This is a genomic window from Spongiactinospora rosea, assembly GCF_003315795.1.
GTDB lineage: Bacteria > Actinomycetota > Actinomycetes > Streptosporangiales > Streptosporangiaceae > Spongiactinospora > Spongiactinospora rosea.
Genome location: NZ_QMEY01000001.1, coordinates 658067 through 683817, shown reverse-complemented (window position 1 = coordinate 683817; position 25751 = coordinate 658067). Strand labels below are relative to the sequence as shown.

The window sequence follows — 25751 nt, the reverse complement described above, 5'->3', positions numbered from 1 at the left end:
CCCCTTTCCATTCCCGGCGTAACGACCCGTCACGCTGCGGCGATATATGCGGTGGAGTCGGGGGAACACCGGATATTTCACCTCCCGCTCCGCGGTGTCCGCGAGCGATGGAGGGGCTGGGTTCAGCGTGCGGATCAGCGTTTTCGGTCTGGGCTATGTGGGGTCGGTGTCCGCCGCGTGCCTGGCGGCGCGGGGTCACCAGGTCATCGGCATCGACGCCAACCCGGACAAGGTCGCCCTCATCGCGAGCGGCAAGGCCCCCGTGGTCGAGGAGCGGATCGGTGAGCTGACCGCCGAGGTGGTGCGCTCCGGCGCGCTGCGGGCGACCACCGACGTGGACGAGGCCATCGCGGGATCGGACGTATCGCTCATCTGCGTGGGCACCCCCTCCGCGCCCAACGGGAGCCTGTCCACGGTCTACCTGGAGCGGGTGGCCGAGCAGATCGGCCGGGCCCTGGCCGCCCGGTCGCCGGACGAACCGCGGCACACCGTGGTGTTCCGCAGCACCATGCTGCCGGGCACCTGCGAGGAGCTGCTGGTGCCGATCCTGTCCAAGGCGTCGCAGCTCACTCCCGGGATCGACTTCGGCGTGGCGGTGAACCCCGAGTTCCTGCGGGAGGGCACGAGCGTCCGCGACTTCTACGAGCCGCCGAAGACCGTCATCGGCGAGCTGGACGAGGAGAGCGGCGCCACCGTCGCGGCGCTGTACGAGGGATTACCCGGTGAGGTGTTCCGGGTGCCGGTCACCGTCGCCGAGATGACGAAGTACGTGGACAACACGTTCCACGCGGTGAAGATCGGCTTCGCCAACGAGATCGGCGCCGTCTGCCGCGCCCTCGGCCTGGACTCCCACCAGGTCATGGACGTCTTCCTGGCCGACCGCAAGCTCAACGTCAGCCCCGCCTACCTGCGCCCCGGCTTCGCCTTCGGCGGCTCCTGCCTGCCCAAGGACCTGCGCGGCCTGGTCTACGCGGCCCGCCGCGCCGACGTCTCGGTGCCGATGCTGTCCAACGTGCTGCCCTCCAACGAGGAGCACCTGCGGCGCGCGTTCGAGCTGATCGCCTCCTACGGCAAGCGCAAGATCGGCCTGTTCGGCCTCTCCTTCAAGCCCGGCACCGACGACCTGCGCGAGAGCCCGCTGGTCGAGCTGGCCGAACGCCTCCTCGGCAAGGGCTACGACCTGCGGATCTACGACGCCAACGTCTCCCTGTCCCGGCTGATGGGCGCCAACCGCGCCTACATCGAGGGCCGCCTCCCCCACCTGGGCGAACTGCTGACCAACTCCGCCACCGACGTCTTGGACCACGCGGAGATCTGCGTGGCCGGCTGCGCGGACACCGACGTGCTGACCGCGCTGGACAAGGCCGGCCCGGACCAGGTGATCATCGATCTCATCCGCCTCCCCGACGCCGCCGTGCGCCGGGCCCGACCTGGGTATGTGGGACTTGGCTGGTAAGGCGTCCTCGCTCGGCAAGGTCCTCATTCTGGTCGAGAACCTCTCGGTGCCCTTCGACCGGCGCGTCTGGCAGGAGAGCCTGGCGCTGCGCGACGCGGGCTGGGAGGTGCACGTCATCTGCCCGCAGGGCACCAAGCGGGACACCGAGGCGGAGGCCGTGATCGACGGGGTGCGGATCCACCGCTACCCGCTGCGCGCGGCGACCGGCGGCCCGCTGGGGTACCTGCGGGAGTACGGCGCGGCGCTGTGGCACACCCGCAGGCTCGCCCGCCGCGTCGGGCGCGTGGACGTCGTGCACGCCTGCAACCCGCCCGACCTGTTCTTCCTGCTGGCCGGAGGGTTGCGGCGGCGCGGCGCGAAGTTCGTCTTCGACCAGCACGACCTGGTGCCCGAGCTGTACCTGTCCCGCTTCAACCGCGGCAAGGACCTCCTCTACCGCGTGGTGTGCTTCCTGGAACGCCGGACGTACCGGGCCGCCGACGTGGTGATCGCCACCAACGAGAGCTACCGCCAGATGGCCCTGACCCGCGGCGGCAAGCGGCCCGAACAGGTCTTCGTGGTGCGCAGCGCGCCCGTTGTGGAGCGTTTCAGGCAGGTCCCGCAGGAGCCTGAGCTGCGCAGGGGCAAGCCGCACCTGCTGTGCTACCTGGGCGTGATGGGACCGCAGGACGGCGTGGACTACGCGCTGCGGGCGCTGGCCCGGCTGCGCGACGAGGTGGGCAGGGACGACTGGCACGCGGTCTTCGTCGGCGCGGGCGACACCTTCGACGACATGGTGGCGCTGGCCCGGCGGCTCGGGCTGGCCGACCAGGTGGAGTTCACCGGGCGCATCCCCGACGAGGACCTGCTGCGCTACCTGTCCACCGCCGACGTGTGCCTGTCGCCCGACCCGTTCAACCCGCTCAACGACGTCTCCACCATGAACAAGGTCATGGAGTACATGGCGATGGCCCGGCCGATGGTCTCCTTCGAGCTGCGCGAGGCCCGGGTGTCGGCGGGCGAGGCCGCGCTGTACGCGCCGGGCAACGACGAGCTGGAGTTCGCCAGGCTGGTCGCCAGGCTGCTGGACGATCCGGACGAGCGGGCCAGGATGGGCGCGATCGGCCGCGAGCGGGTCGCGGGCCCGCTGTCGTGGGAGCGGTCGCGGGAGGCGCTCATCGCGGCGTACCAGGCCGCCGTAGGCGGGGCCGGGCGGAACCGGCCGGAGTGACCCTACGGCCCGCGTGGCCGCAGGAGAAGAAAGGGGAGGGCATGACGGTCCTGCTGGAAGCCGTCACCGTCGTCGACATCGCCTCGGAGTGCGCGGGCGCGGAGTCGGTCGGGCTGCTCGCGGCCCGCCGTCCGTTGACCTGGCTCCGCCAGACCGCCGCCAAGCTGCTGTTCGAGTGGCGGTACGGCGTGCACACCTCGGAGTTCGTCCACCTGGAAGAGCTCGGGCTCGCCCACCAGGACCGCGCCTACTACTCACCCGCCAACTGGATGACGCTGCGCCGGACGCTGCCCAGGCGCGAGGTGGCCCCGGACGACGTCTTCCTCGACCTCGGCTCGGGCATGGGCCGCATGGTCCTGGAGGCGGCGGCCGGGTACCGGTTCAGGACGGTGATCGGCGTCGAGCTGTCCCGGCACCTGAACGAGATCGCCCGCGCCAACCTCAAGAGCACCCGGGTGCGGCTGCGCTGCGGCGATGTCCGGCTGGTCACCTCCGACGCGCTGGACTACGCGATCCCCGACGAGGTGAACACGGTGTTCATGAACAACCCGTTCGGCGGCGAGGTGTTCTCCAGGGTGATCGACAACCTGATCGAGTCGGTGGACCGCCGGCCGCGCCGGGTGCGGCTGATCTACTTCAACCCCGTCGAGGAGGCCCGCCTGCTGGCCACCGGCCGGTTCCGGCTCGTGCGCACGGTGGCGCGCGGGCGCGGCAAGCCGGAGGTGTTCGGGTCGACGCGGGTCTACCTGCTGGAGCCCCGTGCGTGACCGCGCCGGACGGCCGGGGACGCTAGCGCGTGGTGGCGTCGGTCCCCCAGCTCACCTGGCCGCCGCGCTGGGCGCGCAGCCTGGTCAGCACCTTGTCCATGACGAGCACGGCCAGGAAGCACCCGGCGTCCAGCGGGCTCACCCGGCGGGCGCGCAGCAGCGCCCACAGGTCGCCGAGCGACAGCCTGCGCTCGCTGACCGGGCGGCCCAGCTCTTCGAGCTGCCGGTTGCCCATCCGCACCCGGACCCGGCGGTTCAGGTTGGCGCTCAGCGTGCGGGACGGACGCACCAGCGACCGCGCCTCGGGCACCACCACCCGCTCGTGGGGCGCGAAGCTGGCGTGGACGTAGCCGTCGTCGGAGATCACGTCGGGCATCGGGAACACCCTGGCGTGGCCCTCCTCGCTGAGCACGTACACGCCGGTGCCCGCCAGGCCCCTGGTCGGCTCCACCAGCCGCTCCTGGACCTTGTGCAGCCGGCGCGACAGCCAGCCCACCCCGGCCATGTCCATGTCGGGCACCGGCGCGCAGGCGAGCACGCCGGGCCTGCGCGCCGCCGCGATGAGCGCCCGCGCGGACGCGGCGGACAGTCGGACGTCCGCGTCGAGGTAGACCCTCGGGAACGAACGGCAGGCGGCGTCGCCCAGCCGCAGCGCGTTGGCCTTGCCCGGCCGCTCCGTCTCGACCACCCGCGCACCGGCCTTCCTGGCCACCTCGGCGGTGCGGTCGGAGCAGGCGTTGGCGACCACGATGACCTCGAACTCGCCCGGCTCGGCGCCGTCCAGCAGGGTTTCGACACCCGCCCCCACGACGGTTTCCTCGTTGTGCGCGGGAATCACTACAGTGGCCATTTTCCCTCCCCTTGGGAAAGGATCTCATATGCGCGTTGAGAAAGCACCGCTCGATGGCGTTCTGTTATTCGTCCCGACTCCGCACCATGATGAGCGGGGGCTGTTCACCCGAACGTTCGACAACGCTCTCGCGAAGGACTCGGGATTGGACCCGCCGGCTTTCGTGCAGGACAGCCAGTCGCGTTCGGTGCGGGGCACGATACGCGGAATGCACGGCCGTTCCGGGCGCGGCGAGGCCAAGCTGGTGCGCTGCGCCCGGGGGGCGATCCTCGACGTCCTGGTGGACGCGCGGCCGGGTTCGCCGACGTTCGGGCAGCGGCTTTCTGTGCGGCTGGACGACGAGACGTTCACCACGCTATACGTCCCTCCCGGAATGCTGCACGGTTTTCAGGCGCTCACCGAGCACGCCGACGTGTGCTACAGAATCGACCGGGAACACGATCCCGCGGAGGATCTTTCGGTCCGGTTCGACGACCCCGAATTGTCGATCGAGTGGCCGGTTCCGGTCACCGTGGTAAGCGCTCGTGACCGTGCCGCGGGTTCATGGGCACAATTGCGCGAACGACTGTAGGAGTCTGGAATATGCGCCGGGTTTTCACGATCATCGCCGCCGCCGCGCTGCTGGCGGGCTGCACGGCGACGCCTGAGGCGGCGCCGTCCCCGCCGCGCGCCCCCTCCCCCACGCCGTCCCCGGCCTGCCAGGGCCACCCGACGCCGGAGTGCACCGGGCTGCCGCCCGGCCGCAAGCTGACCGAGGTGGAGCTGAACATCGACGGCCTCGCCCACCTGGTGGACACGCCGGGCGCGGTACTGGACGGCGTGCACGTCAAGGGCGAGCTGGTGATCGGCGCGGACAACGTCACGATCAAGAACAGCCTGATCGACGGTCAGGTGTGGGGCGAGTACAACATGAAGTTCTCGTCCTTCACGATCTCCGACTCCACGGTGGGCCCGGCCGGCGGCTGCAACCAGGCCCCCGGGGTCGGCCCGTCGAAGTACAAGGCGACGCGGGTCAACATCCGCAACCACTCCGACGGCTTCCGGGCCTCCGGCGACGACATCGACATCCGTGACTCCTACATCAAGCTGTGCTCCAACCCCGGCGACCACTCCGACGGCATCCAGTCCTACAAGACCGGCAAGAACCTGGTCTTCCACCACAACACCATCGACCAGCGGTTCGCCAAGGACGCCACCGCGCCGATCTTCCTGGTGGACGAGGGGCAGGAGAACGTCACGGTCACCGACAACCTGGTGATGGGCGGGACCTACAGCATCCAGGTGCGCAACGTGGCGGGCCGCCAGGTCGTCAAGGACAACAAGCTGGTGGACAAGTCGTGGGTGTACGGCCCGGTGGACACCGACTGCCGCGACACCGTGTGGGCGGACAACACGCTGGTGCGGATCGACGAGAACTACCGGATCACCGGCACGGTCGGCCCGCTGGCCTGCGCCGGCCCCTGACCTGCTTTCTGACCCGCTCCCTTACCCGCGACGGCTTCGGCGAGGGCGTTGCGGTGCAGCGCGCCGCACGCCCCGATGATCAGGAAGCCGAGGCCGGTCACCGTGGCGAACGCCAGCAGGTCGAAGGTGGCCGACCCGATCAGCGGGGCGGTCAGGCACGCGGCCAGGGTGAGCCCGAGGTCGCGGGTGCCGGGGTCGGTGCTCAGGTGGCGGGCGCGCAGCGCCGCGTACATCGCCACGAGGAACATCGCCACGAACGCGGCGGTCCCGATGAAGCCGGTCTCCACCAGGTTGAGGATGTACTGGTTGTCGAAGACCTGGTGCTTGGGCGCGTACCAGGTCGCCACCCCGCGGCCGAGCCACGGATGCTTGGCGATCTCCGCCGCCGCCACGTCGTAGTCGTGGGTGCGGTAGCGGATGCTGTCGTCGTTGCCGAGGTTGCTGAACAGGCCGACGAAGGTTCCGAGCAGCCCCGGCACGGCGAACCTGATCACCACCAGGAAGCCGAAGGTGACCGCCAGGGCGATCAGGCGGCGCCGGGCGGGCCAGCCGATCAGCAGCACCACGGCCACGCAGCCGAGGCCCAGGACCGCCGAGCGGGACACGGAGAACATCAGCCCGAGGCCGATCAGCACCGCGCACGCCCACCAGCGCAGCGACGGCTCGGCGCGCAGCTTGGCCTTGTGCCCGTAGTGGATCGCGATCGGCAGCAGCATCGAGCAGGCCACGCCGAACTCGATGGGATGGCCCATCGTCGCGCCCACACGCCGGCCGCCCGAGCGTTCGATGACGAACGCCTCCTCGGAGGTGTAGCGCAGGCCGGGCAGCTCCAGGAAGCGGGTCAGGTCGATGTTGAACAGGTATTGGAACGCGCCGATCACCGAGATGAACGCCCCGGCCAGCACCATGCACTTGAGCAGGAAGTCCAGCCGGTCAGAGCCGCGCACGCCGTCGATGACCAGCAGGGTCAGCCCGAGGTTGGCCACGATCAGGATGAACGCGTGGTCGGCCAGGCCCAGCTCGTCGGGCGGCAGGTAGCGGTAGGTCGCGAAGCCGTACGTCGCGATCATGGCCGCGCCGTACACGAACACGCCGGTGCGCACCGGCGTGCGGCCCTTGGCCATCTTCAGCACCAGCGTGAAGTGCGCGAAGAACCAGCAGGCCGCGGCGACCAGGCTGATCAGGTTGGCCGGGGTGATGGACAGCGGCAGCCCGACGAAGACCAGCCGGGCCGGGACCACCAGCAGCACGGTGGAGAACACCACGGCCAGCGTCGCCCCGTCGGCGCGCACGAAGCCCTTGCCGGGCAGCAGCTCGGCCTCGCTCGTGAGGGTCGTCACATCAGCTCCCCGGCGGCGTGCCGACGCGTACCAGCCCCGTGCCCCGCTCGCCGGGCTCCTCCGGCTCTTCGGCCTTCGCGGGCTCGGGTCCCGGATCCGGCGGTACGGCCGGCGCGCGGTCCCGCCGTCCCCGGCGGTGCCCGAGCACGCTCTCCCCCGCGAACGTGACCGTCAGCGCCGAGATCACGCCCAGCCCGAGCGCCGCCGCCACCGCGCGCATCTTGCGGGTGCCCTGCTCCAGCGGCGCGGTCGGCGGAACGGTCTCGCTCAGCTCGATGTACGTCGCCTCCGGCGCGGACAGCCGCCGCTGCCGCTCGGCCAGCTCGACGTGGGCGCGGGCGATCACCTTGCGGACCATCGCCTTGGCCGCGGCCGGATCGGAACTCTCCGCCTCGATGAACACGAACGGCCCGGTGGCCAGCGACTCCAGGTTGCTGCTGCCGTTGAAGGCGCGGTAGGTGGTCGGGCCGCCGGGAATCGAGCCCAGCTCGGCGGCCACCTCGGGGGTGCCGAGAGCCGCGATCAGGATGGACGCCGACACGCTCAGCCCGTGGTCGAAGTTGAGCAGCGGGTTGACCTTGGGGTTGGGGTACTGCGGGTTGTTCGGCAGGCTGCCGCCGCTGGTCGGGATGGTGAGCACCAGCATGGCCGAGGAGACGTGCGTGACCGGCACGGTCTTGTACACCCCGAAGGCGGCCCCGACGGCCAGCAGGAAGGCCGGCACCGAGAGGTACCAGCGCCGGAACAGAACGAGGACCGTCCCCCAAAAGTCCATTCGCTTCCCCATTCCGGATGACGGGAGCCGAACAGGCAGTCTCCCCGAAGAGCACTCGACTCCCCTAAGAGCAATCGGGCCCAAGCCGGTCGGATGTTACGTTCCGAACGGCGGTTCTTCCACGTCCTCGACGTGACCGAAACGCAACTTTTCCGGTACTCCGGTCGAAGCGCTCAGGCACCAGCATGATGAATAGGCAAACAGCCCATGACGTCGTAGGACTGGAGACGCGACCACCCATGCCGAAGCTGGCCGTCGTCACCCCGAGCTACCCGCCTGACCTCCCGCTCTTCGCGGATCTTCACGAGTCCGTCCTCGCCCACACCCAGGACGCGACGATCCACCATGTCTACGTGCCGCCAGGAGACCTCCGGCTGTTCTCCCGGTTCCAGGGCCCGCGCTGCCGGGTGAGCGTCCGTTCCCGCGCGCTGCCCCGCCGCTACCTGCGGCTGCCCTCCTCGGAGATCTACGTCAACGCCCGGCGTCCGTGGCCGCCGGTGCGCGGCTGGATCACCCAGCAGGCCATCAAGATCCACGCCACCGCGTCGGCCGACGCCGACGTCGTGCTGATCGCCGACTCCGACGTGGTGCTGGTCCGCCCGACCAAGGCCGAGCGGTTCGTCCGCGACGGACAGGTGGTGCTCTACCGCGAGGACGACGCGGTGCACGCGTCGATGACCCGGCACGTCATCTGGCACCAGGTGGCCCGCAGGCTGCTCGGCCTGTCGCCGCCGCCCTCGCTGCCGCTGCCCGACTACGTGGGGCCGATGATCCCGTGGGACCCGGCGATCGTGCGGGCCATGCAGCGCCGGATCACCGAGGTGACCGGCAGGCACTGGCTGGACGCGTTCACCGCCGAGATGCACATCTCGGAGTTCATCCTGTACGGCGTCTTCGTGGACGAGGTGCTCGGCCAGAGCCAGGAGTCCCCGCCCGTCGACACGACGTTCTGCCACACCAGCTACGACCCCGACCCCTGGGACGAGGCGACCGCGGTGGCCTTCGCCGGGCGGCTGGGGCCGCAGGCGGTGGGGATGGCGATCTCCGCCAAGTCCAATACCCCGCACCACGCGCGCCGGGCCGCCATCCGGCGCTGCGCGGAGGTGGCCGCGGAGTCCTGACCCGCGGCCCCTCCGGCACCGGTGCGCTCAGGTGTCCTTGCCGTGGTCCTTCTGGTTGATGTGCTTGTCGTTGTTGACGGCCGGGATGGGCGCGGTCTCGTCCATCGGGATGCGCGCGAACGCGACCGTGTCGTCGTCGCCGCCCGTCGCCGGGAACACCACGACGACCGACTTGCCGAGCCCCTTCCTGGGTTCCCGCTCCTCGGCCGGGCGCTCCGGCCGTCCGGTCTCGCCGGGTTCTTCCGGCGCGGCGGCCTGCGCCCCGGCGGGGGCGGGGGTCGTGGCCGGCCGCGGCAGGGGCCTGCTCAGGCCGGCGCCGGGTCCCTCCGGCTTCTCCGTCTTCTCCACCGTCAGGGCCGCGGCGACCGGAGCGGGCAGCGGCGGCCCCTCGCCCCCGGCTCCCTCGGCGCGCAGGATCTGCCGCCGCCTGAAGAAGTAGGCGATGGCCAGCCCGGCGACCACGCAGAACGCGAAGGTCCCGGCGGCGATCTGGAGCTTGGTGGAGGTGGACTCCACGGGGGCGGTCGGCGGGACGACATCGACGACGACGATGTACGTGGAGCGGGGGGCGTTGAGCTGGCGCTGGCGGTCCACCAGTTCCTGGCGCAGCCGCCGCTGGGCCTGCGCGGTGATGTCCCTGGCCTTCTTGGCGGATTTGCTGGTGGTCTGCACGTAGACGAACGGCCCGCTCACGCTGGCGGCGAGCAGTTCGGCGTTGCTGCGCCCGTCGTTGATGACGATCGAGGTGTCGCCGCCCTTGACGATCCCCAGCTCGGCCAGCGTCTCGGGGGAGTTCATCGTCGCGATGATCACACCGGCGGTGACCCGCAGCCCTTCACTGAACTGGAGCAGCGGGTTGGTCAGGCCGCCCTGCCGCTCGGGGTCGGGGGTCAGCGTGCCGCCGTTCGGGGACGTGGTCAGCACCATCGACACGCTGGACACGTAGGTGGAGGGCACCAGCAGGTAGGCGACCGAGGCCAGGATCAGGGACGCGAGGACCACCGGAGGGCCGACGAACTTCCTCCGGGCAAGATCAAATATGGTCTTCCAGAACTCCATTTTTCCCCGCCCTCTATGTGCGCCAGGGCGCCGGCAACCCTGGGACACCGTCGTTGGCCATCGTCCGCGGCAGCCTGCCTGTTACCAGGTGTTGCGCTCCACCCACATATGAAACCGTCAACCTTTGGGTTGTCAAGGCGTGAAACATCAGCACACTCAAGCATAAACCGGCATAAAACGCCGTATCTGGAACGATCCCATGACCTTTCATCTCTTCGGATTCATGTTACGTAGAGAGCCTTTCATTCGATTAACAGCCGAGGGCCGAACCCCCCGTGCGACCACTCCATCGTCGCCAGCCCGCTTCGCCCGGTAGTGCCCGCAAGTGACACGTCGGCGACTGGAGTCTCCTGAATGCAACGTTCCGTGCCGTCTGTGCAGCCTGCGCCGTCCGTGTCTTCCACGGACGGCCGCACCCGGCTGGCCGGGCTCGACGGGATCCGCGGCCTCGCCGCGTTCTTCGTCGTGCTGCACCACTGCCGGCTTCTGTCCTACACCGGATTTCCCGCCGACACGGGCCCGTGGTGGTCCGGCTGGCTGCTGTACGGGCACTTCGCGGTGGGCGTCTTCATCGTGCTGTCCGGCTTCTCGCTCGCCGTCGCCCCGGCGCGGTCCGGCTGGCGGCTCGGCGGGCTGCGCAGGTTCGCCCACCGGCGGCTGTGGCGCATCCTGCCGCCGTACTGGCCCGCCCTGGTGATGAGCCTGGTCATCGCCTGGACGCTGGTCCCTCAGCCGGGCGAGGCGGCGCCGACCGCCAAGTCCGTGCTGATCTACGGCCTGCTGTTGCAGGACGTCTTCGGCGCGCCCAGCCCGAACGGCGCGCTGTGGTCGATCGCCGTGGAGGCCCAGCTCTACCTGGTCTTCCCGCTCCTGCTGCTCATCGTGCGCCGGGCCGGGGCCGCGGTCATGCTGGGCGCGGTGACCGCCGTCGTGGCCGCGATCGGGGCACTGGCCCCGAGCGTGCCCGCCGTGGACGCCCTGATGCGGTTCACGCCGCAGTTCGCCGCGCTGTTCGCGATCGGCGTCGTGGCGGCGGGCATCGTGTCCGCCGGTGAGCGGACGCGCGGGCTGCCCTGGCACTGGCTGGCGCTGCTCGCCTTCCTGCCGGTGCTCGCGCTGATCCTGGTCAAGGGCTCGGTGTGGACGGTCGGCAACTTCTTCTGGGCCGACCTCGCCATCGGTCCCTCGGTCGGCCTGCTGCTCGCCGCGGTGGCGACCGGACGGCCGCGGTGGTTCCTGCGGTTCCTGGACACCCGGCCGGTACGCGCGCTCGGGTCGTTCTCCTACAGCCTGTACCTGACCCACGCCCCGCTGGTCGTCGTGGTGAGCGTGCTGGTGGTCCAGCCGTTCGCCGCGCCCGGCACTGGAAGGTTCCTGGCCACGCTGGCGCTCGCCGTCCCGCTCACACTGGTGGTGGCGCGGCTGTTCGCGGCGGCCTTCGAGTGGCCGTTCCAGCGGCACCGGACCTGGCCCGCGCTGCGGGAGGCCGTGCGCTCGGCCGTCTCGCGCCGGCGAGATCGTAGGCGTTCGGTTCACCACACTGACCTGGATGAGAAGGGTGAGGGATCAGCCGTGGGCCGTTCCGCGTGACGCCGTCACCGAGGCGGCCATGCGGGCCAGCTTGCGGGTGCGGTGGGCCAGCGTGCGGCGGTGGCGGGTGCCGTACATGCGCAGCACCGCGGCGCGGGCGCGGCGGTGCTGGGCGGGGGTGAGCCCGGCCTGCGGCAGCCAGCGCAGCATCTCGCGGCACTGCAACAGCGTGGCGAATCGGGCCTGCCAGGCGGGTACGTCCAGGCGGCGGGCCAGCTTGGGCAGCCGGTCGTGCTTCCAGTTGCGGTGCGCCAGCACCTCGGGGATGTGCGCCCACGGCCCGGCCAGGGCCAGCTTGGTGGCGAACACCTCGTCCTCGCGGAGCATGTTGCGGCGCGGTATCGCCTGGACCGGCTCCCGCCTCACCATGCCGTACAGCGGGTCGATCAGCAGGTGGCTCTGGTTGAGCAGGCGCAGCATCTCGGCGAACCGCGCGACCGGGTCGGCCGAGCCCAGCGCGGTGCCCTCGTAGGCGGCGGTCTCGGTGACGCCGTCCGGGCCGGTGTAGGCGACCTGGGTGGTGACCAGGACGATCCGCTCATCGCGCAGGAACGGTTCCAGCGAGCGGGTCACGCACTGCGGCTCCAGCCGGTCGTCGTCGCCGACCCAGCGGAAGTACTCCCCCCTGGCCAGGTCGATCGCCGAGATGAAGTTGTTCAGCAGGCCCAGGTTGCGCGGGTGGCGGTGGTACACGATCCGCTCGTCCAGCGCGGCCAGCCGTCTGCACACCGCCTCGGTGTCGTCGGTCGAGCCGTTGTCACAGATCACCAGTTCGAGGTTGGCGTGGTCCTGCGCGAGGACCGAACGGACCACTCCGGGCACCCGGCCGGCCCCGTTGTAGACGGGCAGCCCGATGGAGACCAGTGGCGTGGTGTCAGGCATCGGATTCCTTCCTCAGGGCGGGGCGCAGCCCGGCCTTGGCGGCCATCGAGACCAGCACGGCCCGGGGTACGACGACGAGGGCGAAGGCCAGCAGCCCGCCCCCGCCCGCCACACAGAGCTGAACGAACTGGGAGTCGCCCACCGCGCGGGCGAGCAGGATCATCACCACCGCCGCCACGGCCCCGCCGCCCAGCGGGCGCAGCAGGCCGAGCGCCACGGGAGGCAGCCGGACCCCCGCGCGGTGCATGACGAAGACCATCACCGGCAGCGCGTACAGCACGGCGACGCAGGCGTGCGCGATGGCCGCGCCCCTTATGCCGTCCAGCCGCCCGCCGATGAGCAGGGCCGGCACGAGCATGCCGACCCAGGAGAGGTTCAGCCACATGGTGGCCTTGGTACGGCCGAGCGCCGCCAGGATGTCGGTGACCAGCGCGCTGAGCATGCGTACCGTCATCACGATGGCCAGGAAGCGCAGCGCCTCGGCGGCGGGCGCCCACTCGGCGGTGTACAGGAAGGTGACCAGGGCGGGCGCGAGCACGCCCATCAGCACCGCGACCGGGAGCACCACGGACATCAGCATGGGGATCGCGTGCCTGGCCCCCTCGGAGACCGAGTCCGTCGAGCCGCCGGAGGCGTCCTCGGCCAGCCGGGAGAAGCTGGGCAGGGCCACGTAACGTACGGCGGTGCCGATCAGCCCCGGCACCCACGCCGAGATGTTGAACGCCATCAGGTACAGGCCCAGCGCGTGCTCGTCCACGGCGCTGCCGACCAGCAGCAGGTCCACGTTGAGTAGCAGGCCCTCGATGCCCATCGTCACGCACAGCGGCAGGCCGAAGACCAGCAGCTTGCGGGCCACCGCGCGGTCCAGGCCGATGCGGATCCGCACCCGCGCGAACGTGATCACCAGGATGCCGGTGATCACGGCTTGGAGGAGCTGGCCGTAGGCGAAGCTCATCGCCCCGGTGCCGTTCGCGGCCAGGGTGATGGCCAGGGCCGCGTTCCCGCAGAAGCCGATCAGGTTGGCCAGCGCCAGTTTGCCGTGCTCGAAGCGGCGCATCAGCGCCGCGCTGCGCACCGCCGACAGGCCGTAGACCACGTTGGTCAGCATGAGCACCCGCATCACCCCGACCGCGTCCTCGCTCCCCACGAAGAGCGCGTAGAGCGGGGCGGCGGTCCAGAAGATCGCGTACAGGGTGACACTGGAGACGATGGCCATCACGGTGGCCGTCGGCGCGATCTCCGACAGCCTCCCGCGCCACTGCACGGTCGCCGCGATGATCCCGGCGTCGTTGATGTGCAGCATGAGCTGGCTGGCGGCCAGCGCGACCGCGAAGACACCGAACTGGTCGGCGTCGATCAGCCGCGCCAGCACCAGGCTCATGACGAACGAGCCCGCCTTCATCACCACGTTGCCGAGCAGGCTCCAGCCCAGCCCGCGACCGGCCTTGCGGCCGATGTCGGCGAGGCCGTCTGTGGTGTCCGGCGGTTGTTCCTTCATCCGCTTACAGGCTCCTTCACCGGGCCTACGGCCGCGGGGACGCGCTCCAGCCAGATCTCCCGCCAGAACGGCACGAACTCCCTGGGGCAGTTGGCGTTGTACACACCCGCGCAGACGATGTCGTCAAGGATGATGCACGGGTTCTTCATCGTCAGCAGACGGCCGGTCTTCTCGTCGATGCACCGCTCGACCCGGGCGCGCACGCGCGCCGTCTGGCCGCAGTAGCGGGCCATCTCCTCCTCGAAGCCCATGCCGCGGTTGAGCAGGTCGGCGTTGAGGGTCGCCATGATCTCGGCCTTGGACTTGATCCTGACGACCTCGCCCGGTTGCAGGCCGAGCGTGGCGGTCGGGGTCTTGCCCTCGGTGACACCCCCCTTGACGAACCCCCAGCGCAGGCCGCCCCTGATCCACAACCACCGGGGCAGGTGCCGCTTGGCGCGGTCCTGGAAGCGGTTGAACAGCCCCACCAGGAAGGTGCGGGCGCTCCCCGCCACGCCGACGTTCCCGCTGCGCACGTCGTCGGCGTACTGCCCGAGCGAGCCGAACGGCAGGCAGGTGGGCGCGGCGCGGAGAAGTTCGGTGGCCTGGCAGCGGTACCGGACCTCGCCGTCCTCGCCGTCCTCCCGGCGGGTCCTGATCGTAAGGAGCGGCAGGCTGCGCGGCGGCTCCTCGGTTGGCGGCGGGCCGGAGGCGGGCTTGAGCCATGCCTCCTTCCAGTACAGCGAGCAGGCGGTCTGGCAGCCGCCGTGGGCCGCGCCGTCGCAGCGCGCGCCGGTCAGGTGCACGGCGCGTTCCATCTTGCGGATGCCGCTGCGGCTGATCGTGTCGCACAGCTTGTGCGCGACCTTGTGCACGGTCATCCGCTGCCCGCAAAAGCGCAGCATCTCCGGCATGAACGGGAGGTTCTCCAGTTCGCCGTTCTCGTCGAGGGTGGCCAGGATCTCGTCCGCGCTGCGGACCTCGACCACGTCGCCGACCCGTAAGCTGGTACTCATCGGATCTCCTTCAGCAGCCCGGCCTCGGCCAGCGCCCGCGCTGCTTCCGCGACGGCGTCGAACGGCAGACCGGACTTTTCCGCGATGTCGAGCAGAGCGCAGTCCGGCGAGACGCCGTCGGACTGATTGAGCACCCACAGCATTGCCACCTGGAGTCGCTGGGTGTCGCTGCGCCCGCCCAGCGAGCCGTACAGGCCGCGCCTGCCGAGCTGCGGCTCGCCGTAGGGGCTGAGGTTGGCGTAGCGCCGGTTGCGTTCGAGCACCTGGAAGACCTCCCAGCAGGTCTCCAGGGTGTCGCTCATCGCCTCCGCGGAGACGAAGTCAGGGTCGTCGCCGGAGGTGTGGTACTCCGGGTAGCCCGCGTACGTGCTGCGGGTCATGCACCCGACCGGCAGGTTGAAGCCGGGCGAGCAGTACTGCCTCTCGTCGTAGCCGTACGGGGAGAAGGGAAGGACGGTGTGCTCGCGCCCGGAGGCGCGCAGCACGTGGGCGGCGGCCCGGTCGATCTCGGCCTCGCCGCGCCTGCTGCGCTTGTAGGTGAGCGAGCCGCGGTCGCCCGCGCAGGCCAGTACCAGCCCGTGCGCGATCTTCCCGGCGGCCCGCTCCCGGTTGCGCGCGAGCCAGGTGATGGACCCGATCGTGCCGGGCGCGAAGACGAACCGGTAGGTGTGGTACGGGTCCTTGAGCCGGAGCGCGAGCGAGACCGCCACCGCGATGCCGGCCAGGTTGTCGTTGGCCAGCGACGGGTGGCACACGTGGCAGGAGACCAGCACCTCGCGGTCGGTACGGCCGGGCACGACGTGCTCGGCGTAGGTGAGGTGCCCGTCGGCGAGCGTCGAGTCGATCATGACCTCGTAGTCGCCCTCGGGCAGCCCCGCCAGCGTCTCGTGCCGCAGGCAGAACCCCCAGGTCTCCTTGTAGTAGCTGGTCCGGTAGGGGATCAGGTCCGGCTGATCGGGCAGCGTGTGCAGCCGGCCGCGCAGTTCGGCCAGGCTCAGCACGGTCGGCGGCACGGGCACGCTGTAGCCGACCACGTGCAGGTTGGACTCGTTGAAGTCGACGACCCTGCGGCCGGTCGCGACGTCCTTGATGTAGGCGTCGCGGATGTTCCACTCCTTGGGCACGATCCAGTCGAGCACCTCGGTGCCGGTCGGCACCTCGCTCACGTCGAGCGGGATCGACTCGCCGACGATCTCAAGGGTGCGCCGCACCCCGTCGCCGGTGATGCTGCGGCACAGGGGGTACAGCCGCCGCACCAGCTCGTGCATGTCGAGGGTCACAGTCCGACGGCCTCCGGCGAGCGGGAGCCGCGCAGGCCCTCGCGGGGGCGCAGCTCGGCGTCGATGGTGCCGTCCTCGCGCCGCTGGGCCAGCCGGACCAGGCGGATGAACCGCGGCTGGAAGTCGGCCTCGCGCAGGCCGTACCTGGTGTAGGCGTCCAGGAGCTCGGCCGCGCCGGCGGCCACCGTCCAGGTCGCCTCGAACCCCGGTACGGCGGCGCGCAGCGCCGAGAAGTCCACCCGGTAGGACCGCGGGTCGGGCCCCGCCTCGCCGGTGATCACCAGCTTGGCCCCCGGCACCGCGTTCACGACCTGCGCGGCGATCTCCGCCACGGTGACGTTGTTGATTTCGCTGCCGATGTTGAACGGCTTGGCGTGCACGGCCTCGCGCGGGGCGGTCAGCAGCGCCACGACGGCCCGCGCGATGTCCTCGGCGTGGACCAGGGGCCGCCAGGGCGTACCGTCGGACAGCACCCGCGCCTCGCCGGTCAGGTAGGCGTGCGCGACGAGGTTGTTCAGCACGATGTCGGCGCGCAGCCGGGGCGAGTAGCCGAACGCGGTGGCGTTGCGCAGGAACACCGGGGTGAAGTCACCGTCGGCCAGCGCGACCAGGTCCTCCTCCACCCGCACCTTGGACTCGGCGTAGGGGGTGACCGGCCGCAGCGGCGCGCTCTCGTCCACCAGCTCATCGCCGCCGGAGGCCCCGTAGACCGAGCAGGTGGAGGCGTACAGGAACCGCTTGACGCCCGCGTCGCGGGCCATCCGCGCCAGCCGCACCGAGGCGTGGTGGTTGATCTCATAGGTCAGCTCGGGGGCCAGCGACCCGAGCGGGTCGTTGGACAGCGCGGCCAGATGGATCACGGCATCGATGCAGGTCAGCAGGTCGGGCGTGACATCACGCAGGTCGACGGCATGACCTGACGGGTCGGGCGGGGGCGGGCCGAGCACGCAGTCGGCGAACAACCCCGAGTCCAGCCCGATCACCTCGTGCCCGGCCGCGGTGAGCACCGGGGCCATCACGCTCCCCAGGTAGCCCTGGTGACCGGTGAGCAATATGCGCATCCGAATCTCAGCCTCCAGCCAGATTCAAGGTCAGTTTGTTCACGTGGAAAGCCTCCGCGTAGCGCTCGTGGCACTCGATCCCGCGGATGCGGGCCAGGCCCAGGAACGCCTCTCGGTCGTACCAGGGACGCCCCCACTGCGAGGGGTAGTGACGCATCAGCAGGGCCACCTTGGCGGCGGCCACGGCCGAGGTGAGCGGCTGGTAGACCGAGGGCCGCCCCATGTCGCCGTCCCACTTGACGATCTCGTAGCCGAGCACCAGGTGGTCGCGGAAGGCCGTGGGGACCAGCTGGGCCAGGCCGCAGTGGTCCTGGTGGGCGTCGTGCGGGCTGGGCGCGATGAGCAGGTGCGGCTCGGTCTCGGCGCGCAGCCCCTCCAGGGCGTCCTTGGCCTCGTCCCAGTGCGCGGGCAGCCGCCCGTCGGGCAGCTTGAGCACCTTGACCCGCAGGTCGGCCCCCGGGCAGAAGTCGGCGAGCGCGGCCCGCTCCTCGTCCTCGCGGGGCGTGCCGCCGCCGGACAGCACCAGGACGTCCACCCGCACACCGGGGCGGGCCGAGCAGATGGTGAGCAGCGTGCCGCCGGCGCCGATCGGGATGTCGTCGCAGTGGGCGGCCAGCGCCACGATCCGGTCGGCCCCGGTGGGCAGCAGTCCGATCACGCGGAACGCTCCCATACCGCCCAGGGACGGTCGCCGCGCGAGTACGCCTCGTCCAGTGCCAGCCGTTCCTTGACGGTGTCGGTGGGCCGCCAGTAGCCGCGGTGCGGGTAGGCCAGCAGCCGCCCGCTCTTGGCCAGCGCGAAGCAGCCGTCGGCGACCAGGTCGCCGCCGGGCGGGATGTGGTCGAAGATCTCCTGACGCAGCACGAAGTAGCCGCCGTTGACCCACAGCGGCATGTCGCTGACCGGCGTCACGCCGCCGACCCTGCCGTTCTCCCCCACCTCGATGCAGTGGAAGGTCGCGGGCGGCGGGACCACCATCATCGAGGCGCCCACGTCGCCGCCGTGGAACCGGTCGATGATGTCCGGCAGCGGGGCGTCGGTCAGCACGTCGGCGTAGTTGGCCAGGAAGACCTCCTCGCCCTCCAGGTGCTCACGGACCCGGCGCAGCCGTTCGCCGATCGGCGACTCGATGCCGGTCTGCACGAAGGTGATCGACCAGTCGGAGATGTCGGTGGACAGCAGTTCCACCTGGCCGCCGCGCAGCACGAAGTCGTTGGAGGTCGTCTCCTGGTAGTTGAGGAAGAACTCCTTGATGTGGTGCGCGCCGTAGCCGAGACATAACACGAAGTCGGTGTGGCCGAAGTGCGCGTAGTACCGCATCACATGCCAGATCAGCGGGCGTGGTCCGACGAGCTGCATGGGCTTGGGCACGTCGCCGGGCGTCCCGCTGCGCATGCGCGTGCCGTACCCGCCGCAGAACAGTACGACCTTCACTAGACCATCTCCAGGGTCGGGATCGGGAAGACCAGGCGGCCTCCCCACTCGTGGACGTAGGAAAGCTGGGCGGTCAGCTCCTCCCGCAGGTTCCACGGGAGGATCAGCACGTAGTCGGGGCGGTCTTCGGCGATCCGCTCCGGCGGCAGGATCGGGATGCGGGCTCCCGGGGTGTACTTGCCGTGCTTGTAGGGGTTCATGTCCACGGTGTAGGGCAGCAGGTCGGGGCGGATGCCGCAGTGGTTGAGCAGCGTGTTGCCCTTGCCGGGGGCGCCGTAGCCCACGACCTTCTTGCCCTGGTCGGCGGCGTCGATCAGGAACCGCAGCAGGTCCCGACGCACCTTGCCGACCCGCGCGGCGAACTCCGCGTAGCCGGACAGTTCGGTGAGCCCGGCGGCCTTCTCGCGGCCCAGTACGTCCAGTACGGCCTGCGACGGCTCGCCCGCGTGCTCGGCCGGGGCGGCCCACAGCCGGATCGATCCACCGTGGGTCGGCAGCAGTTCGACGTCCACCAGCGCGAGCCCTCCGGTGGCCAGCGCCCGCTGCGCCGCGGCGACCGAGTAGTACTGGAAGTGCTCATGGTAGATCGTGTCGTACTGGTTCAGCTCGATGAGCGTGAGCAGGTGCTGCACCTCGATGGACACCCTGCCGTCGTCGGCGACCAGCGCCCGCAGGCCCTGGGTGAACCCGACGATGTCCGGGATGTGCGCGTAGACGTTGTTGGCCACGACCACCGAGGCGGGTCCGTGCTCGGCCCGTACGGCGGCCCCGGTCTCCGGCGTCAGGAACGCCGTCCGCGTCGGCACTCCGCGCTCCCTGGCGGCCTTGCCGACGTTCTCCGACGGCTCGACGCCCAGGCAGCGCACCCCCCGCTCCACGACGTGCTGGAGCAGGTAGCCGTCGTTGCTGGCGACCTCCACCACGAAAGCGTCACGGTCCAGCGCGAGCCCGTCCACGAACCTGCGGGCGTGCTCCACCCAGGAGGTCGAGTAGGAGGAGAAGTAGGCGTACTCGGTGAACGTCTCCTCCGGCGTGATCAGCGGCGGGATCTGCGCCAGCCAGCACGACGTGCACACGCGCAGGTGCAGGGGGTAGGCGGGTTCGGGGGCGTCCAGCTCGGCCTCGGTGAGGATCCGCTCGCAAGGCGGCGTGGCGCCGAGATCGACGACGGAGGCAAGGGTCGCCGAGCCGCACAGGCGGCAGGTTTTCATTGGATATCTCCCTTATGGCCGTGCTGGCCGACAGCTAGTTCGCTGGATCCGACGTACGCGTTACAGCACACTTCTCGATGACGCCTTTCGCCGCCTCGGCGTGGCATGCTCAGCCCCATGGATCCCCTCAGCATCGAAGGCGCGTGGTGCCACACCCCGCGCATCCACGCCGACGACCGCGGCCGGTTCATGGAGACCTTCTCGGAGCCCGTGCTGCGGGCGGCGGCCGGGCACGGGCTGCGCCTCGCGCAGGCCAACTGCTCGGTGTCGCGGCGCGGCGTCCTTCGCGGCATCCACTTCGCCGACGTGCCGCCCGGGCAGGCCAAGTACGTCACCTGCGTGTCCGGGGCGGTGCTCGACGTGGTGGTGGACCTGCGCGTGGGTTCGCCCGGGTTCGGGCGATGGGAGGCGGTGCGCCTGGACGATGAGTCGCGGCGCTGCCTGTACGTGTCCGAAGGGCTCGGACACGGGTTCATGGCCCTGTCCGAGCAGGCCACGGTGGTGTACCTCTGCTCGGAGGGGTACGCGCCGCAGCGCGAGCACGGCGTCGATCCGCTGGACCCGGAGCTCGGCATCGAATGGCCCGCCGGCATCACGCCGGTGCTGTCCGAAAAGGACGCCGCCGCCCCCTCGTTGAGCGAGGCTCTGGCGAGCGGCCTCCTTCCCGACTACCAGACCTGCCTCGCCTACTACGACAAGCTGAAGAGTCACTGAACCGTCCCGAGCATCGAGGGCCAGGCGTCGCGAAACGCCGTGCGCCAGTCGCGCATGGGGGACAGCCCGGCCCTCGCCCAGCCCTCGTGCGCGAGCACGCTGTAGGCGGGCCGCCTGGCGGGCAGCGGGTAGCGCGCGGTCGGGATGGGGGTCACCCGTCCCGGGTCCGCGCCGAGCGCGGTGAAGATCTCCCTGGCGAAGCCGTGCCAGGTCGTGCGGCCCGCGTTGGTGCCGTGGTAGACGCCGCTGGGGGCCTCGGTACGGGCCAGCCGGAGCACCTGCGCCGCGAGGTCGCCGGTCCAGGTGGGCTGGCCGGTCTGGTCGTCCACGACCGCGACGGTGTCCCGCTCGGCGGCCAGCCGGATCATGGTCCGCACGAAGTTGCGGCCGCGCGGGCCGTAGAGCCAGGCGGTCCGCACGACCAGGTGGCCGTACGCGAGCGCGGCCGTCTCCCCGGCGAGCTTGCCGCGCCCGTAGGCGTTGACCGGGTTCACCGGGTGGTCCTCGGCGTACGGCTCGCGGGCGGTCCCGTCGAACACGTAGTCCGTGGAGATCTGGACCAGCCGCGCGCCGTACCCGGCGCACAGCGCCGCCAGCGACTCCACGGCCGCGCCGTTGACCTCCGTGGCCTGGGCCTCGTGCTCCTCGGCGGCGTCCACGGCGGTCCATCCGGCGCAGTTGACCACCACGTCGGGCTTGTGCTCCTCCATGGCCGCGGCCACGGCGCGCGGGTCGCGTACGTCCAGCTCGGCGTGGCCGGGCGCGGCCACCGTCTCGGGCACCGGCCCGCGGCGCAGCGCCGCCACCACGTCGGTGCCCAGCATGCCCTGACCACCGGTCACCAGCCACCTCACGGCGTGCCCTCCTTCAGGGGTTTCCACCAGGCGGGGTTCTCCGCGTACCAGCGCACGGTGGCGGCCAGGCCGTCCTCGAAGCCGATCCGCGGGGTGTAGCCGAGCGCGCGCAGCTTGGCGTCGTCCAGGGAGTAGCGCCGGTCGTGGCCCTTGCGGTCGGGGACCCGCTGGACCATGTCCCAGTCCGCGCCGCAGGCGGCCAGCAACCTGCCGGTCAGCTCGACGTTGGTCAGCTCCGCCGTACCGGCGATGTGGTAGATCTCGCCGGGCTCGCCGCGCTCGGCCACCAGGCGGATGCCCGCGCAGTGGTCCTCGACGTGGATCCAGTCGCGGACGTTGCCGCCGTCGCCGTACAGCGGGACCTTGCGGCCCTGGAGCAGGTTGGTGACGAACAGCGGGATGACCTTCTCCGGGTACTGGTTGGGCCCGTAGTTGTTGCCGCATCGGGTGATCGACACCGGCAGGCCGTGGGTCACCGCGTACGCGCGGGCGATCAGGTCGCCGCCCGCCTTGGCCGCCGAGTACGGCGAGCGCGGCGCGAGCGGGGCGTCCTCGGCCCACGAGCCGGACTCGATCGACCCGTAGACCTCGTCGGTGGACACCTGGACCACGCGCGGCGTACCGGCGTCCAGGCACGCCTGCATGAGCGTCTGGGTGCCGAGCACGTTGGTCCGCACGAAGTCGGCGGCCCCGTCGATAGATCGGTCCACATGGGACTCCGCGGCGAAGTTGACCACCACGTCGTGTCCGGGGACCACGTCGGCGAGGAGCCGCGCGTCGCAGATGTCGCCGTGCACGAAGTCGTGCCGTGTCCCGTCCAGGTTGGCGGGATTTCCGGCATACGTGAGCTTGTCCAGGACCGTGACCGTGACCCCGGCGGCGGCAAGCGCCCGCACATAGTGCGAGCCGATGAACCCGGCGCCGCCGGTCACGAGTACACGCCCCTGGTCACCAGGGGGGTTCAGCAACTGATCTGCACCTTGCTGTGGTCGCCGAGCACCAGCCGGTGGGCTCGGGGCGTGGCGGGAGCGGGCGTGACCTCGACGTCATGTCCGATCAGCGACGCCTCGATGCGTCCCACGCCGGAGATCGACGCCCGCGGGAGCACGATCGAGTACTCGATCTCGCTATGGCTGATCGAGCAGCCGGCCGCGATCGAGGTGAACGGTCCGATGTAGCTGCCGGTGATCACGGCCCCGGCGCCGATCACGGCCGGGCCGACGATGCGCGAACGGGTGACCATCGCGCCCGGCTCCACCACCACCCGGCCGATCAGCTCGCTGCCCGGATCGACGGTGCCCTCGACCCGCGCGGGCAGCGACTCCAGCACGAGCCGGTTGACCTCCAGCATGTCGGTGACGTTGCCGGTGTCCTTCCAGTAGCCGGTGACCATGGTGGACTCCACCCGGTGGCCCGCGTCGATCAGCCACTGGATCGCGTCGGTGATCTCCAGCTCGCCGCGCCCCGACGGCTTCAGCTCCGCCACCGCGTCGTGGATGGCGGCGGTGAACATGTAGACGCCGACCAGGGCCAGGTCGCTCTTGGGGTGACGCGGCTTCTCCTCAAGGCCGACCACGCGGCCCTCGGAGTCGAGTTCGGCGACGCCGAACTGCCCCGGATCGGCCACCTGGGTCAGCATGATCTGGGCGGCGGGCCGGTCATGGGCGAACCGGTCCACCAGTCCGTTGATCCCGCCGACGATGAAGTTGTCGCCGAGGTACATGACGAAGTCGTCGCCGGCGAGGAAGTCGCGGGCTATCGCGACCGCGTGCGCCAGCCCGAGCGGGGCGTGCTGGCGCAGGTAGGTGACCTGGAGACCGAACGCGGAACCGTCGCCGACGGCCGCCTCGATCTCCGCGTGCGTGTCGCCGACCACGATCCCGGTCTCCCTGACGCCCGCCGCGGCGACCGCTTCGAGACCGTAGAACAGCACCGGCTTGTTGGCGACCGGCACGAGCTGCTTGGCCGACGTGTGGGTGATCGGCCGAAGCCGTGTCCCCGCCCCGCCGGCCAGCACCAGAGCTTTCACGGTCAGTAGGCTCCTTCTCCGCTTATCACGGCGGACCAGGTCTTCCAGAGGATCTGGAGATCGAGCACGAGCGACCAGTTCTCGACGTAGCGCAGGTCCAGCCGGACCGACTCCTCCCAGGTCAGGTCGGATCGGCCGCTGACCTGCCACAGGCCGGTCATGCCCGGCTTGACGACGAGGCGGCGGCGGACGTCCTCGCCGTACTTGCGCACCTCGTCGGGGAGCGGCGGGCGAGGCCCGACGAGGGACATCTCGCCGCGGATCACGTTGAGCAGTTGCGGGAGCTCGTCCAGCGAGTAGCGGCGCAGGAAGCCTCCCACGCGGGTGATCCGCGGGTCCTTGCGCATCTTGAACAGCACGCCGTCGAACTCGTTGTCGCCGAGCAGTTCCAGCTTGCGGCGTTCGGCGTCGTTGACCATCGTGCGGAACTTGAAGACCTGGAACTCAGTGCCGCCCTTGCCCACCCTGGACTGCCGGAACAGCGCGGGCCCGTCGCTGGTCGCGCGGATGATCGCCGCGATGACCAGCATCGGCACGGCCAGTACGGCCAGCACCGCCCCGGCCACGACCCGGTCGAAGGCGTTCTTCACCAGCCGCCTGGCCCCGTCGAACTCCGGGTGCTCCAGGTGCAGCAGCGGCATCCCCGCCATCGGCCGGATGCTGATCCGCGGACCCGCGACATCCAGCAGCGCCGGGGCGACGTATAACTCGGTGCGGGCCTCCTCCAGGCTCCAGGCCAGCCGGCGCAGGGCCGCGCCGTCCAGCTCGGGGCAGGCCAGGATGGCCACGGAGTCGGCTTTAGCACGTGCCACAGCCTCCGGAACGCTCCCGAAGTCGCCGAGGACGCGCACACCGTCCACATCCATCACCGGGTCCATCGCCGGGTCCGGAGTCCCTTCGGGCAGGCACGCGGCGACGATCTGCATGCCGTGGTGCGGCTGGCGGCGAAACTGCATCACCAGGTCGAGAACGGCCTCGCGATGACCTACAGCCACCATCTGTCTTACGTAATCGCCTTGCTTTCGTAGCCGATGCAGTCTTTTGCGCATCCGGTAGCGGAAGAACACCGTCAGCAACAACGCCAGCGGGAACATCGCCATCACGAAGCTGCGTGCGATGCTCGTCTGGGTCGCGTAGGCGCCGATCGCCACCGCGGCGGTGAGCGCTAGACCGCCATTGAAGACCACCCGGAACTCCTCGGTGCCCTCGCCGTGCAGCCGCTTGCGGTAGGCGCCCCCCAGCGCCATCGCCACAGGCCAGGCCAGTGCGAGTGCCAGCCCGAGAAGTGCCTCGGTGCCGGGTACGTAGGCGCCCAGCCACAGCCGGGTGCCGACGACGACTTCGCAGGCGATCACCGCGCAAGCGAGATCGCCCGCGATCAGGATCCGAGCGTAGGACCTCGTCCAGATGCTTGGAGCCGTGCGCGCGACTTCATCGAGGAGCGCCACACTGCGCTCCTCAACCCCCACCCTCATTCCACCCCACCCTGCTGCCTCTGTCTAAGCAGAAACGAGACGTGCGGCCCGTCCCTCTGGTTGACACATTTCCTGGATGTATCAGGAGCGGTGGGTACCCATGGAAATCCTAAAGATCAACCACCTTGAGGGGAATAAGGGTGGATGTCCACAATCGGACGAATCGCGGGGGGTGTAGGGCCTTGACGGAACGGTCCAAATGGTGTGGACCGAGCAAGGAGCGGGGCGTCCCGGGGGCGGCGTACCGCCTGGTGATGAGGGCGGAGGCTCGGCGCGGGCCGGTCGGCGGCTGGTCGCGGGCCGATCGGGGTCTAGTCGTATTCGAGATCGGGCAGTGGCGATGGCGGGTCAGGGCTGCGCCAGACCACCGTGTATCCCTCTTTCGAGGTCGCCACCGCCGACGCGAGCCGATCCAGATCAAAATCGGGCAAATAGCGCAGCCGGGTTAGAAACGACGCATCGGTGGCCGACCTGGGCACAACACAGCCCTGGCCGTCGCGGTCGAGCAGGGTATAGAGAACGTCGGCGTCCGCGTCACCCTCGACCCGAACCTCCACGACGTCTTCCCACGCGAGCGCTTCCACGCTGCCGTCAGCGTAGTGACGGGTCACGCCTTCTTCTGTGACGTACACGTAAGAGTCCGGCACTGGGTTGCCGTGCATGGGCGCGATTCTTACGACTCCAGG

The 25751-nt window shown here is 70.4% G+C and carries 25 protein-coding genes; 8 read left to right on the top strand and 17 right to left on the bottom strand.

What is annotated here, in order from left to right:
• Nucleotides 1-127: 127 nt before the first annotated feature.
• Genes DP939_RS03545 through DP939_RS03535 form a run of 3 tightly spaced genes read left to right on the top strand, consistent with a single transcriptional unit; the run spans nucleotide 128 to nucleotide 3433 of the window.
• Entirely contained in the window at nucleotides 128-1456 is a 1329-nt protein-coding gene (locus DP939_RS03545) for a nucleotide sugar dehydrogenase (protein ID WP_113978773.1), read from the top strand.
• Nucleotides 1446-2666, top strand: coding sequence for a glycosyltransferase family 4 protein (locus DP939_RS03540; RefSeq protein WP_225878025.1), 1221 nt, complete (start codon nucleotides 1446-1448; stop codon nucleotides 2664-2666). The genes DP939_RS03545 and DP939_RS03540 overlap by 11 nt, the downstream gene beginning before the upstream one ends.
• Before the next feature lie 41 nt (nucleotides 2667-2707).
• Nucleotides 2708-3433 carry a methyltransferase domain-containing protein gene (locus DP939_RS03535; RefSeq protein ID WP_113978768.1) on the top strand — a complete coding sequence of 242 codons (726 nt, stop codon included), beginning with the start codon at nucleotides 2708-2710 and terminating at the stop codon, nucleotides 3431-3433.
• A 22-nt stretch (nucleotides 3434-3455) separates the two neighbouring features.
• Here DP939_RS03535 and DP939_RS03530 read toward each other — a convergent pair whose 3' ends face one another.
• Nucleotides 3456-4283 (bottom strand): glycosyltransferase family 2 protein, encoded by an 828-nt coding sequence (locus DP939_RS03530; RefSeq protein WP_113978766.1) that lies wholly within the window; start codon nucleotides 4281-4283, stop codon nucleotides 3456-3458.
• 28 nt (nucleotides 4284-4311) lie between these two features.
• Here DP939_RS03530 and DP939_RS03525 point away from each other — a divergent pair, with 28 nt between their 5' ends.
• Both DP939_RS03525 and DP939_RS03520 read left to right on the top strand, forming a co-directional pair.
• Entirely contained in the window at nucleotides 4312-4854 is a 543-nt protein-coding gene (locus DP939_RS03525; RefSeq protein WP_113978764.1) for a dTDP-4-dehydrorhamnose 3,5-epimerase family protein, read from the top strand.
• 11 nt (nucleotides 4855-4865) lie between these two features.
• Entirely contained in the window at nucleotides 4866-5747 is an 882-nt protein-coding gene (locus DP939_RS03520; RefSeq protein ID WP_113978761.1) for a right-handed parallel beta-helix repeat-containing protein, read from the top strand.
• Here the strand turns inward: DP939_RS03520 and DP939_RS03515 are convergent.
• Together DP939_RS03515 and DP939_RS03510 are read right to left on the bottom strand one after the other, a co-directional pair.
• Nucleotides 5699-7087 carry an O-antigen ligase family protein gene (locus DP939_RS03515; RefSeq protein WP_113978759.1) on the bottom strand — a complete coding sequence of 463 codons (1389 nt, stop codon included), beginning with the start codon at nucleotides 7085-7087 and terminating at the stop codon, nucleotides 5699-5701. The genes DP939_RS03520 and DP939_RS03515 overlap by 49 nt on opposite strands.
• A gap of 1 nt (nucleotide 7088) precedes the next feature.
• Nucleotides 7089-7862, bottom strand: a complete 774-nt coding sequence (locus tag DP939_RS03510) for a YveK family protein (RefSeq protein ID WP_113978756.1) — start codon at nucleotides 7860-7862, stop codon at nucleotides 7089-7091.
• Nucleotides 7863-8101: 239 nt separating this feature from the next.
• On the opposite strand from DP939_RS03510, the gene DP939_RS03505 reads away from it, so the two are divergent.
• The gene (locus tag DP939_RS03505; protein WP_113978754.1) at nucleotides 8102-8983 is read left to right on the top strand and encodes a DUF6492 family protein; all 882 of its coding nucleotides are present in this window, start codon (nucleotides 8102-8104) and stop codon (nucleotides 8981-8983) included.
• Between the two features lie 27 nt (nucleotides 8984-9010).
• On the opposite strand, the gene DP939_RS03500 is transcribed toward DP939_RS03505, so the two are convergent.
• The gene (locus DP939_RS03500) at nucleotides 9011-10042 is read right to left on the bottom strand and encodes a hypothetical protein (RefSeq protein ID WP_147267851.1); all 1032 of its coding nucleotides are present in this window, start codon (nucleotides 10040-10042) and stop codon (nucleotides 9011-9013) included.
• 393 nt (nucleotides 10043-10435) lie between these two features.
• Between DP939_RS03500 and DP939_RS03495 the strand changes: the two genes are divergently transcribed.
• Nucleotides 10436-11632 carry an acyltransferase family protein gene (locus DP939_RS03495; protein ID WP_225878024.1) on the top strand — a complete coding sequence of 399 codons (1197 nt, stop codon included), beginning with the start codon at nucleotides 10436-10438 and terminating at the stop codon, nucleotides 11630-11632.
• Here DP939_RS03495 and DP939_RS03490 read toward each other — a convergent pair.
• Genes DP939_RS03490 through DP939_RS03455 form a run of 8 tightly spaced genes read right to left on the bottom strand, consistent with a single transcriptional unit; the run spans nucleotide 11609 to nucleotide 19993 of the window.
• A complete protein-coding gene (locus tag DP939_RS03490) occupies nucleotides 11609-12514 on the bottom strand; it encodes a glycosyltransferase family 2 protein (protein WP_113978746.1) in 906 nt (301 codons plus the stop codon). The two genes, DP939_RS03495 and DP939_RS03490, sit on opposite strands and share 24 nt — an antisense overlap.
• Nucleotides 12507-14012 (bottom strand): oligosaccharide flippase family protein, encoded by a 1506-nt coding sequence (locus DP939_RS03485; protein ID WP_113978744.1) that lies wholly within the window; start codon nucleotides 14010-14012, stop codon nucleotides 12507-12509. The genes DP939_RS03490 and DP939_RS03485 overlap by 8 nt, the downstream gene beginning before the upstream one ends.
• The gene (locus DP939_RS03480) at nucleotides 14009-15007 is read right to left on the bottom strand and encodes a hypothetical protein (protein ID WP_113978741.1); all 999 of its coding nucleotides are present in this window, start codon (nucleotides 15005-15007) and stop codon (nucleotides 14009-14011) included. The genes DP939_RS03485 and DP939_RS03480 overlap by 4 nt, the downstream gene beginning before the upstream one ends.
• Nucleotides 15004-16287: a DUF4910 domain-containing protein gene (locus tag DP939_RS03475; RefSeq protein WP_225878023.1), complete on the bottom strand. Its 1284-nt coding sequence runs from the start codon at nucleotides 16285-16287 to the stop codon at nucleotides 15004-15006. Before DP939_RS03475 ends, DP939_RS03480 begins: the two co-directional genes overlap by 4 nt.
• Entirely contained in the window at nucleotides 16284-17348 is a 1065-nt protein-coding gene (locus DP939_RS03470) for an NAD-dependent epimerase/dehydratase family protein (RefSeq protein WP_113978738.1), read from the bottom strand. Before DP939_RS03470 ends, DP939_RS03475 begins: the two co-directional genes overlap by 4 nt.
• A gap of 7 nt (nucleotides 17349-17355) precedes the next feature.
• Nucleotides 17356-18006 (bottom strand): PIG-L deacetylase family protein, encoded by a 651-nt coding sequence (locus DP939_RS03465; RefSeq protein ID WP_225878022.1) that lies wholly within the window; start codon nucleotides 18004-18006, stop codon nucleotides 17356-17358.
• Nucleotides 18003-18782, bottom strand: coding sequence for a glycosyltransferase family protein (locus tag DP939_RS03460; RefSeq protein ID WP_113978733.1), 780 nt, complete (start codon nucleotides 18780-18782; stop codon nucleotides 18003-18005). Before DP939_RS03460 ends, DP939_RS03465 begins: the two co-directional genes overlap by 4 nt.
• Nucleotides 18782-19993 carry a class I SAM-dependent methyltransferase gene (locus tag DP939_RS03455; RefSeq protein ID WP_113978730.1) on the bottom strand — a complete coding sequence of 404 codons (1212 nt, stop codon included), beginning with the start codon at nucleotides 19991-19993 and terminating at the stop codon, nucleotides 18782-18784. The genes DP939_RS03460 and DP939_RS03455 overlap by 1 nt, the downstream gene beginning before the upstream one ends.
• A gap of 117 nt (nucleotides 19994-20110) precedes the next feature.
• Between DP939_RS03455 and rfbC the strand changes: the two genes are divergently transcribed.
• A complete protein-coding gene (gene rfbC / locus DP939_RS03450) occupies nucleotides 20111-20707 on the top strand; it encodes a dTDP-4-dehydrorhamnose 3,5-epimerase (protein ID WP_113979484.1) in 597 nt (198 codons plus the stop codon).
• On the opposite strand, the gene rfbD is transcribed toward rfbC, so the two are convergent.
• The 5 genes from rfbD to DP939_RS03425 all read right to left on the bottom strand — a co-directional run bounded on the left by rfbD (nucleotide 20701) and on the right by DP939_RS03425 (nucleotide 25727).
• Entirely contained in the window at nucleotides 20701-21561 is an 861-nt protein-coding gene (gene rfbD / locus DP939_RS03445) for a dTDP-4-dehydrorhamnose reductase (RefSeq protein WP_113978727.1), read from the bottom strand. The two genes, rfbC and rfbD, sit on opposite strands and share 7 nt — an antisense overlap.
• Complete coding sequence (rfbB, locus tag DP939_RS03440) at nucleotides 21558-22529, bottom strand: dTDP-glucose 4,6-dehydratase (protein WP_225878021.1); 972 nt, start codon at nucleotides 22527-22529, stop codon at nucleotides 21558-21560. Before rfbB ends, rfbD begins: the two co-directional genes overlap by 4 nt.
• A complete protein-coding gene (locus DP939_RS03435) occupies nucleotides 22523-23590 on the bottom strand; it encodes a glucose-1-phosphate thymidylyltransferase (RefSeq protein ID WP_113978722.1) in 1068 nt (355 codons plus the stop codon). Before DP939_RS03435 ends, rfbB begins: the two co-directional genes overlap by 7 nt.
• A 2-nt stretch (nucleotides 23591-23592) precedes the next feature.
• Complete coding sequence (locus tag DP939_RS03430; protein ID WP_113978720.1) at nucleotides 23593-25065, bottom strand: sugar transferase; 1473 nt, start codon at nucleotides 25063-25065, stop codon at nucleotides 23593-23595.
• Nucleotides 25066-25376: 311 nt separating this feature from the next.
• Nucleotides 25377-25727, bottom strand: coding sequence for a hypothetical protein (locus DP939_RS03425; RefSeq protein ID WP_113978718.1), 351 nt, complete (start codon nucleotides 25725-25727; stop codon nucleotides 25377-25379).
• Nucleotides 25728-25751 lie beyond the last annotated feature (24 nt).

Coding starts and splice junctions, on each gene's coding strand:
- DP939_RS03535 (WP_113978768.1), top strand. CDS start 2,708: ATGACGGTCCTGCTGGAAGCCGTCACCGTCGTCGACATCGCCTCGGAG.
- DP939_RS03530 (WP_113978766.1), bottom strand. CDS start 4,283: ATGGCCACTGTAGTGATTCCCGCGCACAACGAGGAAACCGTCGTGGGG.
- DP939_RS03525 (WP_113978764.1), top strand. CDS start 4,312: ATGCGCGTTGAGAAAGCACCGCTCGATGGCGTTCTGTTATTCGTCCCG.
- DP939_RS03520 (WP_113978761.1), top strand. CDS start 4,866: ATGCGCCGGGTTTTCACGATCATCGCCGCCGCCGCGCTGCTGGCGGGC.
- DP939_RS03510 (WP_113978756.1), bottom strand. CDS start 7,862: ATGGACTTTTGGGGGACGGTCCTCGTTCTGTTCCGGCGCTGGTACCTC.
- DP939_RS03505 (WP_113978754.1), top strand. CDS start 8,102: ATGCCGAAGCTGGCCGTCGTCACCCCGAGCTACCCGCCTGACCTCCCG.
- DP939_RS03500 (WP_147267851.1), bottom strand. CDS start 10,042: ATGGAGTTCTGGAAGACCATATTTGATCTTGCCCGGAGGAAGTTCGTC.
- DP939_RS03490 (WP_113978746.1), bottom strand. CDS start 12,514: ATGCCTGACACCACGCCACTGGTCTCCATCGGGCTGCCCGTCTACAAC.
- DP939_RS03485 (WP_113978744.1), bottom strand. CDS start 14,012: ATGAAGGAACAACCGCCGGACACCACAGACGGCCTCGCCGACATCGGC.
- DP939_RS03480 (WP_113978741.1), bottom strand. CDS start 15,007: ATGAGTACCAGCTTACGGGTCGGCGACGTGGTCGAGGTCCGCAGCGCG.
- DP939_RS03470 (WP_113978738.1), bottom strand. CDS start 17,348: ATGCGCATATTGCTCACCGGTCACCAGGGCTACCTGGGGAGCGTGATG.
- DP939_RS03455 (WP_113978730.1), bottom strand. CDS start 19,993: ATGAAAACCTGCCGCCTGTGCGGCTCGGCGACCCTTGCCTCCGTCGTC.
- rfbC (WP_113979484.1), top strand. CDS start 20,111: ATGGATCCCCTCAGCATCGAAGGCGCGTGGTGCCACACCCCGCGCATC.
- DP939_RS03430 (WP_113978720.1), bottom strand. CDS start 25,065: ATGAGGGTGGGGGTTGAGGAGCGCAGTGTGGCGCTCCTCGATGAAGTC.
- DP939_RS03425 (WP_113978718.1), bottom strand. CDS start 25,727: ATGCACGGCAACCCAGTGCCGGACTCTTACGTGTACGTCACAGAAGAA.